The organism is Streptococcus sp. 21.1 (assembly GCF_016648635.1).
Classification (GTDB): domain Bacteria; phylum Bacillota; class Bacilli; order Lactobacillales; family Streptococcaceae; genus Streptococcus.
Genome location: NZ_JACLQL010000002.1, coordinates 153,905 through 166,689, shown reverse-complemented (window position 1 = coordinate 166,689; position 12,785 = coordinate 153,905). Strand labels below are relative to the sequence as shown.

The 12,785-nt window shown below is 40.0% G+C and carries 11 protein-coding genes; 5 read left to right on the top strand and 6 right to left on the bottom strand.

Annotation, left to right across the window (positions count from 1 at the left end):
* Positions 1-37 precede the first annotated feature (37 nt).
* The 3 genes from pflB (at position 38) to H7U01_RS02605 (ending at position 3,935) form a co-directional block, all read left to right on the top strand.
* The gene (pflB, locus tag H7U01_RS02615; protein ID WP_004183340.1) at positions 38-2,350 is read left to right on the top strand and encodes a formate C-acetyltransferase; all 2,313 of its coding nucleotides are present in this window, start codon (positions 38-40) and stop codon (positions 2,348-2,350) included.
* A gap of 264 nt (positions 2,351-2,614) precedes the next feature.
* Positions 2,615-3,397 (top strand): carbonic anhydrase, encoded by a 783-nt coding sequence (locus H7U01_RS02610; RefSeq protein WP_037599127.1) that lies wholly within the window; start codon positions 2,615-2,617, stop codon positions 3,395-3,397.
* Positions 3,398-3,482: 85 nt separating this feature from the next.
* Complete coding sequence (locus H7U01_RS02605) at positions 3,483-3,935, top strand: GNAT family N-acetyltransferase (RefSeq protein WP_037599126.1); 453 nt, start codon at positions 3,483-3,485, stop codon at positions 3,933-3,935.
* A gap of 16 nt (positions 3,936-3,951) precedes the next feature.
* Here the strand turns inward: H7U01_RS02605 and H7U01_RS02600 are convergent, their stop codons facing one another.
* From H7U01_RS02600 to H7U01_RS02590, 3 genes are read right to left on the bottom strand one after another with little or no spacing between them, the layout of a single operon-like run.
* The gene (locus H7U01_RS02600; protein ID WP_037599125.1) at positions 3,952-4,626 is read right to left on the bottom strand and encodes a hypothetical protein; all 675 of its coding nucleotides are present in this window, start codon (positions 4,624-4,626) and stop codon (positions 3,952-3,954) included.
* A complete protein-coding gene (locus H7U01_RS02595; protein ID WP_201041076.1) occupies positions 4,610-5,557 on the bottom strand; it encodes a serine hydrolase domain-containing protein in 948 nt (315 codons plus the stop codon). Before H7U01_RS02595 ends, H7U01_RS02600 begins: the two co-directional genes overlap by 17 nt.
* A complete protein-coding gene (locus H7U01_RS02590; RefSeq protein ID WP_201041075.1) occupies positions 5,557-6,312 on the bottom strand; it encodes a CppA family protein in 756 nt (251 codons plus the stop codon). The genes H7U01_RS02595 and H7U01_RS02590 overlap by 1 nt, the downstream gene beginning before the upstream one ends.
* A 173-nt stretch (positions 6,313-6,485) precedes the next feature.
* Here H7U01_RS02590 and H7U01_RS02585 point away from each other — a divergent pair, with 173 nt between their 5' ends.
* Positions 6,486-7,157, top strand: coding sequence for a CPBP family intramembrane glutamic endopeptidase (locus H7U01_RS02585; RefSeq protein WP_081374029.1), 672 nt, complete (start codon positions 6,486-6,488; stop codon positions 7,155-7,157).
* Positions 7,158-7,246: 89 nt separating this feature from the next.
* Here H7U01_RS02585 and gla read toward each other — a convergent pair whose 3' ends face one another.
* Positions 7,247-8,110, bottom strand: coding sequence for an aquaglyceroporin Gla (gla, locus tag H7U01_RS02580; protein ID WP_037599123.1), 864 nt, complete (start codon positions 8,108-8,110; stop codon positions 7,247-7,249).
* Positions 8,111-8,230: 120 nt separating this feature from the next.
* Here gla and H7U01_RS02575 point away from each other — a divergent pair, with 120 nt between their 5' ends.
* On the top strand, positions 8,231-10,498 hold the full coding sequence (locus H7U01_RS02575) for a Xaa-Pro dipeptidyl-peptidase (protein WP_037599122.1): 2,268 nt from the start codon (positions 8,231-8,233) through the stop codon (positions 10,496-10,498).
* Between the two features lie 200 nt (positions 10,499-10,698).
* Here H7U01_RS02575 and H7U01_RS02570 read toward each other — a convergent pair whose 3' ends face one another.
* Positions 10,699-10,995 carry a bacteriocin immunity protein gene (locus tag H7U01_RS02570; RefSeq protein ID WP_021143666.1) on the bottom strand — a complete coding sequence of 99 codons (297 nt, stop codon included), beginning with the start codon at positions 10,993-10,995 and terminating at the stop codon, positions 10,699-10,701.
* Between the two features lie 768 nt (positions 10,996-11,763).
* A complete protein-coding gene (locus H7U01_RS10050; RefSeq protein WP_002891731.1) occupies positions 11,764-12,165 on the bottom strand; it encodes a hypothetical protein in 402 nt (133 codons plus the stop codon).
* Positions 12,166-12,785 lie beyond the last annotated feature (620 nt).

Genomic DNA, 12,785 nt, shown 5'->3' with positions numbered 1-12,785 from the left:
GATAATTTTGTTACTAGAATTATAGGAGATCCAAACTATGGCAACGGTTAAAACTAACACAGATGTTTTTGAAAAAGCGTGGGAAGGCTTTAAAGGAACTGACTGGAAAGAAAAAGCTAGCGTTTCACGTTTCGTTCAAGCAAACTACACACCTTATGATGGTGACGAAAGCTTCCTTGCAGGACCAACTGAACGCTCTCTAAAAATTAAAAAAATCGTAGATGAAACTAAAGCAGGCTATGAAGCTGAAGGACGCTTCCCAATGGATACTCGTCCAACTTCAATCGCTGACATTGACGCAGGGTACATTTCAAAAGAAGATGAACTTATCTATGGTATCCAAAATGATGAGCTCTTCAAATTGAACTTCATGCCTAAAGGTGGTATCCGTATGGCGGAAACTGCTTTGAAAGAACACGGTTATGAACCAGACCCAGCTGTACACGAAATTTTCACAAAATACGTGACTACAGTTAACGATGGTATCTTCCGTGCTTACACTTCAAACATCCGTCGTGCACGTCACGCTCACACAGTTACTGGTCTTCCAGATGCATACTCACGTGGACGTATCATCGGGGTTTACGCTCGTCTTGCCCTTTACGGTGCTGACTACTTGATGCAAGAAAAAGTTAACGACTGGAATGCTATCAAAGAAATCGACGAAGAAACTATCCGTCTTCGTGAAGAAGTTAACCTTCAATACCAAGCACTTCAAGATGTCGTTCGCCTTGGTGACCTTTACGGTGTAGATGTTCGTCGTCCAGCCTTCGATACTAAAGAAGCTATCCAATGGACAAACATCGCCTTCATGGCAGTATGTCGTGTAATCAACGGTGCCGCTACTTCACTTGGTCGTGTGCCAATCGTCCTTGACGTATACGCAGAACGTGACCTTGCTCGTGGTACTTATACTGAATCAGAAATCCAAGAATTCGTTGATGATTTCGTTATGAAACTTCGTACAGTTAAGTTTGCTCGTACAAAAGCTTACGACCAATTGTACTCAGGTGACCCAACCTTCATCACAACTTCAATGGCTGGTATGGGTGCTGACGGACGTCACCGTGTTACTAAGATGGACTACCGTTTCTTGAACACTCTTGACAATATCGGTAACTCTCCAGAACCAAACTTGACAGTTCTTTGGACTGACAAATTGCCTTACTCATTCCGTCGCTACTGTATGCACATGAGCCACAAGCACTCTTCTATCCAATACGAAGGTGTTACTACTATGGCTAAAGACGGATACGGTGAAATGAGCTGTATCTCATGTTGTGTATCACCACTTGACCCAGAAAACGAAGAACAACGCCACAACATCCAATACTTCGGTGCTCGTGTTAACGTACTTAAAGCCCTTCTTACTGGTTTGAACGGTGGTTACGACGATGTTCATAAAGACTACAAAGTATTTGACATCGATCCAATCCGTGATGAAGTTCTTGACTTTGACACTGTTAAAGCTAACTTCGAAAAATCTCTTGATTGGTTGACTGACACTTATGTAGATGCCCTTAACATCATCCACTACATGACTGATAAGTACAACTACGAAGCTGTTCAAATGGCCTTCTTGCCAACTAAACAACGTGCTAACATGGGATTCGGTATCTGTGGTTTCGCAAATACTGTTGATACATTGGCAGCAATCAAATACGCTACAGTTAAACCAATCCGTGACGAAGATGGCTACATCTACGACTACGAAACAATCGGTGAATACCCACGTTGGGGTGAAGATGACCCACGTTCAAACGAATTGGCAGAATGGTTGATTGAAGCTTACACTACTCGTCTTCGTAGCCACAAACTCTACAAAGATGCAGAAGCTACAGTTTCACTTCTTACAATCACTTCTAACGTTGCTTACTCTAAACAAACTGGTAACTCTCCAGTTCACAAAGGGGTATACCTCAACGAAGATGGTTCAGTGAACTTGTCTAAATTGGAATTCTTCTCACCAGGTGCTAACCCATCTAACAAAGCTAAAGGTGGATGGTTGCAAAACTTGAACTCACTTGCAAGCCTTGACTTCGGTTATGCAGCTGACGGTATCTCACTTACTACTCAAGTATCACCTCGTGCCCTTGGTAAGACTCATGACGAACAAGTTGATAACCTCGTAACTATCCTCGACGGATACTTCGAAAATGGTGGACAACACGTTAACTTGAACGTAATGGACTTGTCAGACGTTTACGAAAAGATCATGAGCGGTGAAGATGTTATCGTACGTATCTCTGGATACTGTGTAAATACTAAATACCTCACTCCAGAACAAAAAACTGAATTGACACAACGTGTCTTCCACGAAGTTCTTTCAATGGACGACGCTTTGGGATAAAAACGAATAAAGAGCTCGCAATTGCGAGTTCTTTTCTTTTTGTAAAACACATATTTTCATTATATTTTTCTAAATCTACTATAATTTATATTTGACTTTTTCTCAGATTAGCTATAAAATAAAAGCGTTTCCGTTTGGTTTCTCCAAACACTTCCTTCTCAGAAGCACCTTAGAGAAATGACACTCTATCACTGTCTAACTGCTAGTTTACAAATAACAGGTCAACTAGTATGACAATAAAATAAAAGAGTATAAGGAAGAAAGATGAATAAGAAAAGTTTTAAGCTAATTGGATTAGTAGCTCTCGTAGCAAGTACAGTCCTACTCGTAGCCTGCCAATCCGAGACAAAAACCGAAAACTCAAAGTCCAAGGACGTTCAATGGGGTTATACTGGCTCTACTGGTCCAGACCATTGGGGTGACCTTTCGAAAGATTATGAACTCAGCAAAAATGGTAAAGAACAATCTCCGATCAATATCACCGGAGCTGAGGACGTTGATGTTCCTGAACTAAACCTTAATAATCAAGAATCAGAAGCTCAAGTTGAAAATAATGGGCATACTATTGAAGTCAGCTTCAAAAATCCAAAGAATACCCTAACAATTGGTAACGAAGTTTACAAGTTGCAACAGTTCCATTTTCACGCACCAGCTGAGAATGAAATTGATGGTCAGACTTATCCTCTAGAGGGGCACTTCGTCTATAAAACAGATAATGGGAAAATCACAGTTGTCTCCGTTCTCTATAATTATGGCGATGAAAATCAATCTTTAAAACAAATCTGGGACAAAATGCCTCAGGCGGCCAATACTGAAACTGAGCTTTCTCAGGCCATCTCACTTGATGATTTCTATCCTGAAGACAAGGACTACTACAACTTTGAAGGTTCCCTAACAACACCTCCATGTACTGAAGGTGTTAACTGGATTGTCTTCAAGAATCAAGAAACTGTCAGCAAGGAACAAGTGGAGAAATTCACTCAAACCCTTGGATTTGAAAATAACCGTCCTATCCAAGATACAAACGGTCGAAAGATAAATGAATAAAACAAGATAAAGAGCTTGATGACTACTCCTCTCATCAAGCTTTTTTTCGTTGACGATATACTAGAATCTTTGTTACACTGGTTCTATGATTATCAAACATACAAGAGATACACTTTCAGAGACTTATCTAGATGCTGTGGCTATTCGGAACACCGTTTTCGTTAAAGGGCAAGGAGTTCCTCACTCTATCGAGATTGACGCAAATGAAGCCTACTGTATTCACTTTGTTTTATACGATGATAAAGACAAGGCTGCAGCAACCGTACGCCTACTGCCTAATAAAGATTTGACTCAGCTTACCCTCCAACGTATGGCGGTGCTCGAGGCCTACCAAGGCCAAGGTCTGGGAAGCATTCTCTTGAAAGAAGCTGAAGATTTTGCACAAGAGCAAGGCTTCCAGACTATTTCTCTCCATGCTCAACTCAGGGCACTTAAGTTCTACCTCAATAATGGCTATCAGGAAGTCGGTAAAATCTTTGAAGAGGCTGGTATCCAACACATTACTGTTGAAAAATCATTACTAAGTAAAAAAGCTTAAGCAGTAGGTCAACTGCTTAAGCTTCTTCTTTTGTCGCAGATATAGGATAGCCATGCTCGACAGCAAGAACTGATACATATTCTCTTTTCTTTAATGTCTCTACGATCTTTTTCCAGTATTTCTGCCCTTTAAAAAGAAGGACAAACACTCCCATGCAGACCAAAAAACCAAGAAATTGTTTATATTCAGAAGATGACAGTTTTGATTCTAGTTCTAGGAGCTCAAACAGTCCTCTCAATAGAACTGTAAAGGTAATCATTATAAGGCTAAGTCCACTAAAGTATCCTAAACATATAAGCAAATACCCTATTTGAAGCTTCTTGGAACGCTTCTTGTAGAGTAACTTATAGTCCTGACTGTACTTTTCAAATACAGGAAAGTGAATATCAAATCCTCTCCTCATACGAATGACTTTCAAATCAGGTTGGGCACGATAACTAAGGCAATGAATCAATTTGTATAGTATCTCTCTTATCAAGATATAAGAAGAAGCGATTATAGGGACTACTATACAAGAAAATACAAGAACACCTAAATAGAAGGAATCTTTATCAAATGCCAACAAGTCGACCATCACCCCAAAAAACATACCACAGACAAAGAGACTACTCCCGTTAAGCACACAAAAGAGGAGACTCAAAAACCAAGGGACAAGTTTGCTTTCCTTAGAATGTCTACTCGACCGTTTCACGAATCAGCTCCTTCTTCATTATCTCAATTAAAACATCTCTGTCTTTAATCCATTGAGCTCTCTCATCCTTGTAGTAAGTACGATTACTGAGGAAAATAGCTGCACGTTGAGCTGGGATATTGATAAGCACAAAGGTACCTGTATAACCAGTATGAAGAATCCAATCGCCTTGGAGGTCCCAAGCGACACTACGTTCCTTATTGGATTGGCTGATATTCTGCGTCAGATTTTTAGCAAAATCATCCGTCAAATAATGGTCAACAAAGATTTCCAAGTCCTTTAAGGTTGAAAAGAGACCTGCTGACCCTGTATGGTCTTTGAGCACTCGAGCCTTGGGATCGTGAACAGTTCCTCCCGGAATTCCCTCAACAGTTGGAACAGCAACCTCAACTGGCCCAAACCGTGTTTCAGACATACCAAACGGTTGAAAAATTTCGCTGTCAAAGAGCCTGTTCAGTCTTTGTCCAGATAATTTCTCAAGCATCAAGCCCAGGAGAATAAAGTTAATATCGGTATACAAGAAATGTTTATCAGACTTAACTTTGATGGCATTTATAGCAGCAATCAAGCCAGCTTGGTCTAACTCATCACGGTTTGGAATAAAAGGATCAATGCCGCTACTATGAGAAAGAAGCTGACGAAGGGTTAGCGTCTTATTCACTACTGCAGGATAATAGGTCGATAGTTTCTCGTCCAAGTCCAATTTTCCCGCCTGCAAGTAAAAAAGACAGAGAGTCCCAACTCCCACCACCTTGGAAACACTAGCTAGATCATAGGTCAGTCCTGGAACTACCGGAATATTTCCATCCTGGGTTCCTAGATAATGCTCCTGCCAATCTTGTCCGTCATAAAGTGCAAGGCTGGCACCTGGAAAGATGTCAGCCTTGATGTAGTCTGTAATTGTTGACAATGTTTGTTTAAAATTAGTCATTATTTTGTTAGCCAAACCTCAATATTACTCATATCAGTCAGTGCGAGTAGGCTTTCTTTAGTATCTAGATAACTTGAGAACTGTTCCTTTTCAAGTTTCTCATGCAAGGCAACCAAGTCGTAGTCTTCAGCTACCTTAAATTCTAGAATTTCCAAATCCCAAGTCTGGTCTGGACTCACTTGGAGGTCAGGACCTTCTGCTTTCTCAAAGTGGATAGACAAAGGCAATTCTTCGCCAAAAAGATTGTCGTAAAAGAAAGCTGCTTGAGCTGTATCAACAACGTTCAAGGTCAAAGACTCAACCGTAAAGTCTGACACTCCTTTGAAATCTTCTTCTTCTTCAACATCTGCGTACTCGACTGTCTTGAGAGTAGACAAGTCATCTTCGGCATGCATCAAAATAAGACCATTCTCAGGTGAGATTGTTTCAAAAGCATACCCTTTTTCCCCTTGGAAAATAGCCTTGGCTTGGTGATCATCACGCGCCAAAAGGTACTCAATCTCAAGTGGATCTGAAACCTTGATAACCACTTTATTAATTTTCTTAGGGCCTTCAACCGCACGGCAACGGTAAGCCGGTGACTCCTCAATCACAAAAAGTGAGTTACGGTCTGTCCAATCTGTGAAGACCGCAAGGGCATTTTCCTCAGTCAAAAGCTTAAATCCTAATGTATTTTTGTAAAAATCAATATTTTCTTGTCTGTTATTCACACGAAAGATTGGTGTGTGAAACTTAAAATTCCCTGATTGCGTCATGACAACCTCCATTCTTTTCTATTTTATCCGAAAAGAGCCTGTGTGACAAGGATTTTCCTAAGAAAAAACAGGATTGTAATTTTTTCACATTCTTTCACATAAATTATGAAAATCATTATATTATATTTACCTTAGGACTAGCTATTTCCTCATTTTAGAGTATAATAGAGACTATGAAAACTCTCGTCAATCATTTGGCGTTTAGACATACCTATCAGGGATTCTTTTTACTGCTGATGATAGCTATCCCAAACCTGGCTTTAGGTATGACAACGTCATATAACAATCAGACTGGGTTGACCTTCACTAGCCTTGAAAGCTGGGGAATTATCGCTGTCAATCTCATTATTTTTTATATTACCTATCTTTGGGCTAAAAATGAAGGTTTGATTACTCACTTTAGACTAGACCGAAAGGATACTAAAGCTATTATCTGGGGCTTTGTGCTTATTTTTCTGATGGGAGTTATTGGGAGCAATCTTATGCTACTGACTCACACCAACTACCATGCAGAACTTCAAAGAACCCTTACGACAACGCCTATCCTACCAGTAGCGATTGGTATGATGACTACAGCCTTCTTACAAGAACTGCTCTTTCGTAAGTGGATTTTCACTTGGTTGTCTCCTTATTCGACAGTTGCTGTTTTAGTGAGTACCGGTCTCTTTTGTCTCTTCCACATGCCTACCAATCTTGCCCATCTCCTCCTTTATATCGGAATGGGTTTGGCCCTCTCTATGGTCTACCAAAAAAGAGAGAACTTATCTACAAGTATCACACTTCATGTTTTGTGGAACCTTTACACCTTAGGTGCTACAATTCTGGTTATGACTACTCCTATGTAACTGAGAATGCTTTCTCAGTTTTTTTGTTACGTTCAAAATTTTAAGCATAAAAAAATCTGAAGCATTGGCTTCAGATTTTTTATTATTGATTAAAGATAGAGGGCTTTGAACAAGTATACTCCCAAAAGTCCTGCAAGGATTGGCGCCACAACTGGAACCCATGCATACCACCATTTAGAATCACCTTTGTGCTCACCAAGAACTGATGTTGGCAAGATGTGGTGAAGAAGACGTGGCATCAAGTCACGGGCTGGGTTAAGGGCTGGTCCTGTAGGTCCACCAAATGAAAGAACCAAGGCACAAACCAAGAAACCAACACCGATGTGAGCTGTTTCAAGAGCTCCGTGGAATTGTCCGTCAACCATTTCTTTAGTGTAACCAACAGCAAGAGCTTGTTGAGCAAGCTTGTGACCAAAGTAGTTATTCGTCAAAGCAAGGGCACCAAAGAAGAGAAGGAATGAACCAGCGAACTCGTTAACAAAACCGTTAAGGAGAGCACGGTTACGATTTTCTGGTGTGTCATCATGAGTGTCAACTGCTGAAATCGTTGAGAAGGTACCAAGAATATTGTTTGGATTCTCAGTTTGTACATAGTAAGGTTGGTGAACCCAAACCACGATAGCTTGACCTACAAAGGCACCAAGAAGTTGTGCAATAAGGTATCCAGGAACACCTACCCATGAGAACAAGCCAGATGCAGCAAGTCCAAGTGTGAAGGCAGGGTTGATGTGGTTACCAGAAACATCACCAAACATAAGGGCTGGCATCATAACACCAAAACCATAACCAAAGGCGATTACAATCCAACCAGATTTGTTACCTTTTGTTCCCTTAAGCTCAACGTTGGCAACGGCACCATTACCAAGGGCTACAAGAAAAGCAGTCGCGATAAACTCAGTGAGGTATTTCAAAACCCATTCACTGGTGAACGCTTCTTTTAGAAAATCATTCATTTGTCTCTTTATTTCCTTTCGATTTTACAATAATTTAGACATCTATCATTTTATCAAGTATAATGTCTGATGTAAAGATATTTCTGAAATGTTTACGTATTATTTTTGAGGTTTTTGAATATGAAATTTAATCAGTTTAGTTACATCCCAGTTAGTCCTGAAATAGCTTGTCAGGAACTCCGTTCTTTGGGCTTTGAAGTCTCTCTAGATGCTAGTTCCAAGGCCAATTTTGAAGCCTTTGTTCGCAAGTCCTTCCTTTTCTTTGAAGATACTGATTTGGCTTTGAAAAATTGGATTGCTGATTCAGAGACTGACCTCCTAACCTTCTTCCAATCAGATGGTCCTTTGACTGCTGAAGTCTTTGGCTTGGTAGCCCTTCAACTGCTAGGCTTTGTCCCTAATGTGGACTTTACAGACAGTGCTGCTTTCCTAGAGAAAATGGCCTTTCCAATCACTTTTGATGGTAGTCTTAACAACCTGCATCAATTGTTGGCGACACGCACACAGTCTGGCAATACCTTAATTGATCAGTTAGTAGCTCAGGATTTAATCCCTGTAAGTAATGACTACGTCTTCTTTAATGGTAAGAGCTTAGCAACATTTGACACTAATCAGCTTCACCGTGAAGTGGTTTATGTCGAAACACCTGTAGATACTGATAAAGACGGGCAGTTAGACTTGGTCAAGGTGACTATCCTACGTCCTGATGTGGACTTCCCAGTTCCAGCCATGATGACCGCAAGTCCTTATCAACAAGGGACTAATGAGCCTGCTTCAGATAAGCTCACCCACAAGATGGAGGGAGACTTGCTCGTCAAACCAGCAGGTAAAATCTCTCTTAAACAACCTGAAATCAAGGTACCAGAGGCAGACCTTACGCCTATCAATCCTGTCACAAAGACTCAGGAGCGTTTTGCTCACACAGATACCTACACACTTAACGATTACATGTTAGCTCGTGGTGTGGCCTCTATCTATGTATCCGGTGTCGGTACCTTCAACTCAGAAGGTTTCATGACCTCTGGAGACTATCAACAAATTCTGGCCTATAAAGCTGTCATCGACTGGCTCAATGGTCGTGCACGCGCCTTTACTAGCCGTAGCAGACAGCATACAATCACTGCTGATTGGGCTTCTGGTAAGGTGACTACTACTGGACTTTCATACTTAGGTACCATGTCCAACGCCCTTGCTACAACTGGCGTTGAAGGTTTGGAAATGGTTATTGCTGAAGCGGGTATTTCTTCTTGGTACGACTATTACCGTGAAAACGGCCTCCTCGTTAGTCCTGGAGGCTACCCTGGTGAGGATCTCGATACCTTGACTGAATTCACCTACTCTCGTGCCCTATTGGCTGGAGAATACCTACGCCACCAAAAAGACTACGAGGCCTACCTTAAGGAGCTAAGTACGGCTATTGATCGTAAGCATGGAGACTATAACCAGTTTTGGCATGACCGTAACTATGTGCAGTTCGCAGACCGTGTCAAAGCCACTGTTGTCTTTACACATGGTAGCCAGGATTGGAATGTCAAACCGATTAACGTCTATCAAATGTTCAATGCTCTTCCATACTCTCTTGAAAAACACCTCTTCTTCCACAATGGTGCCCACGTTTACATGAATGCCTGGCAGTCTATTGACTTCCGAGAAAGCATGAACGCCTTGATTTGTCAGAAACTCCTTGGTTTGGAGAATGGCTACACACTACCTACTGTTATCTGGCAAAATAACCAGTCTGAGCAGACCTGGGAGGTTCTCGATAACTTTGGTCATGAGAATGCTAAACACATTCAGCTTGGTCAGGCTGAAGCTAGCATCGCTAACCATTACGAAGAGGAAACCTTCACCAAATACGGTAAAGCTTACCAAAGCTTCAAGGATTACCTCTTTGCAGACAAAGCCAATGCCATTACCTTGGACTTTGAACTGGACCAAGATATCCAGATTAATGGTCGTGTCCACCTAGAGCTCAAGGTTAAGTCTAATACAAACCGTGGTCTCATTTCGGCCCAAGTTCTAGAAATGGGTGACAAGAAGTATCTCGCACCTATTCCCGCACTCAAACGCATGAATCTAGATAACGGCCGTCTCTTCAAGGAAGAAGCCTTACGTGAATTGCCATTCAAGCAGGCAAAATACCGTATCATTACCAAAGGACACCTTAACCTGCAAAATCGCAAGAACCTCCTTAGCATTGAGAATGTCACTCCAAATGAATGGATGACTATCGGTTTGGATTTGCAACCAACCATCTACAAACTCAACAAGGGCGACAAACTCCGACTTGTTCTCTATACCACAGACTTTGAGCACACTATTCGTGACAATAGCGACTATGAATTGACCGTGGACCTAAGCCAAAGTCAGATGACATTGCCTTATTAGCTTTTTATCACAAAAAAATCCCATAGGATGAGAACTCCCATGGGATTTTTTTATTGTGTGGAAATAAACAAGATTTAATCTTCAATTTTTACGATTCATTTTAATGTTATTTAAACAAATGATGTAGCCAAGACAGTGAAATAAGACAAATTCTCAATGAACAACTCAACCTTAAAACCAAGAAATCCTCCCTAATGACATCAATAGCCATAACGAATCGCTAGCAATTTTCGCAAATCTGCCATTCGCTCCTCGATAAAGGGAGACAAGGTTAGCTGGTCTTTTCTGACCACTTCGGATATTTCCAGTGACATCCTGCTTAAGATATAGGGAGTGGCTGAACGAGAGTCTGCAAGTTCCGTTCGGTAGGAGTGCAGGACCTGCTTCAAATCAGCATAATCTGGCTTATCTCCAATAGTTTCAATTACTTCATCGATGATAGCTACTGCTTGTTCTCGTCTCTCTTTGCCTCCTGCAAACCATTTAAGTCCTGTCATTAAGAAAACCTCCTTATTTCTTTTAACTAATTTTTCAATCACATCTTTAGTATAGCACCCTGATAGTCATTTAAAAGCCAGCGTCCCAAAAAATAGCTATAGGTCCTAAATGGTAGCCAAATCCAGATTGGATGCTGACTAGATAGAGGATTTAAAGCTATATTCCCAATGACTACTCCTAAGATTGCTGATACGACACGTAAAGAACGTAACACAGCAGAACTAATTTTTTGTAATATCACCATGGTAATTCCTTTTCTACTAGAGTCATTTACATAAACTACTAGAGCGTTATCTAAAGAATGATTGGCTATTATTCTGAATCTAGCATGGCTAAAGACACGAATCTGTCACTTTCCATGCTGCTTAAAACAAATACATCACTTCTCATTTCTAAAAATCAGCTGACTAAGATCATCAGAGAACGATAAAGAAACATAAAGTGACAAGATATAAAATAAAAATGTTCTTTCTTGATGCCAGAAAAATGTTATCACACATTGAATACAGACAGCCAAGATAACTTGTAGGATAAATATTATGTATTTTCTAGAAAAAACAGATTGTTCCAATAGTAATCCTCCTTTCATGACATTTTTGAAAACCCAGACACTGTAAGTTTTGTCTATACGATAGAAGAACTTCTTTCAAGCCATAGAAATTCTACTCTAATTTTCACATTTTTCATTAATCACTTTCTTATTATAGCGCTTTTATGCACTTTATGCAACGTAAATTGAATAATGTCACAAATGGTTACTATATTTTCTATCTTTTAAAATATTTTTTGACTTGCAAGTAAGCTAGAAAATCACAGAGAATTAACAAAAGCATTAATACGACTAGTACTATGCGGTCTGTGGTATCACTGAATGTTAGTAAGGTGTAAAACTCTACACAAAGCACTAGAAATGAGATGACCAGAAAGACAATGAAGGACTGCCATATTATTAACGGATTTACTGAATCGGAACGCTTCTTAAGCATACAGTAGAGCAGCCCATTTACAAAAATGACTACTAAAGCTAGTGCTCCGACTGCTAACCAAATCTCTGGAGAAGTCTTGCTTTTGTAGAGAGAAATACTGGTACTTATAAGGAAAACTGCCAATATAGCAGTAGCGACCCTAAAAAATCGCAATACTCTCGGACTAATATTCTTTAACTTCATGATAAAACAATTAAGCTATGAATAACCTCAGTCAGTCTTGTAGACTGAATAAGCTATTACATTTAACGCTATTCCTTTCTGTATTTTATTCTACTGTTGTAAGATCTCAAGTAAGTCCTTAGCGATTAAATTCTACTGGAGATGTAATACAGTAGTGTCATTAGTACAGATACTTTAAATAAGCGAATATACATATCTTTGTCTTTTCTATTACAAAGAAAAACAATCAAATATAATACAATCTCCGCTATCATTAGCAAGAATAATTTTACTTCGGGAACATCAAAAATAAGCATTTACAAGGACCTCACGTTCAAAGGGGCCAAAAGTTACTTTTTAAACTGTACCCATTTTTTAAAAAGAAGACTATAAAGAAGCAAGGTTAGGCCTAGCAAATTAATGGTATGATGGACTGCATCCAAACTTCTAAATAGATTAGCGAGGCCCATTCCTATGAGAATGGTAGCCAGTAAATACGGTTTTGAGTTTTTGAACATACTTTTCTCCTTAAAGTGTTTTTAGCTTTCTGTGCAAAGCTATTCACAGACTAGCAATTGACAAGGTATCTCAATTAGAATTTCTTTTTAGCGGAATTGGTAACTTTGTGTTTTTCAAGAAAT

Bases quoted from the DNA above. Each gene is read 5' to 3' on its own strand.
- H7U01_RS02590 (WP_201041075.1), bottom strand. From the start codon at position 6,312: ATGACGCAATCAGGGAATTTTAAGTTTCACACACCAATCTTTCGTGTG.
- H7U01_RS02585 (WP_081374029.1), top strand. From the start codon at position 6,486: ATGAAAACTCTCGTCAATCATTTGGCGTTTAGACATACCTATCAGGGA.
- H7U01_RS02605 (WP_037599126.1), top strand. From the start codon at position 3,483: ATGATTATCAAACATACAAGAGATACACTTTCAGAGACTTATCTAGAT.
- gla (WP_037599123.1), bottom strand. From the start codon at position 8,110: ATGAATGATTTTCTAAAAGAAGCGTTCACCAGTGAATGGGTTTTGAAA.
- pflB (WP_004183340.1), top strand. From the start codon at position 38: ATGGCAACGGTTAAAACTAACACAGATGTTTTTGAAAAAGCGTGGGAA.
- H7U01_RS02595 (WP_201041076.1), bottom strand. From the start codon at position 5,557: ATGACTAATTTTAAACAAACATTGTCAACAATTACAGACTACATCAAG.
- H7U01_RS02570 (WP_021143666.1), bottom strand. From the start codon at position 10,995: ATGACAGGACTTAAATGGTTTGCAGGAGGCAAAGAGAGACGAGAACAA.
- H7U01_RS10050 (WP_002891731.1), bottom strand. From the start codon at position 12,165: ATGAAGTTAAAGAATATTAGTCCGAGAGTATTGCGATTTTTTAGGGTC.
- H7U01_RS02575 (WP_037599122.1), top strand. From the start codon at position 8,231: ATGAAATTTAATCAGTTTAGTTACATCCCAGTTAGTCCTGAAATAGCT.
- H7U01_RS02610 (WP_037599127.1), top strand. From the start codon at position 2,615: ATGAATAAGAAAAGTTTTAAGCTAATTGGATTAGTAGCTCTCGTAGCA.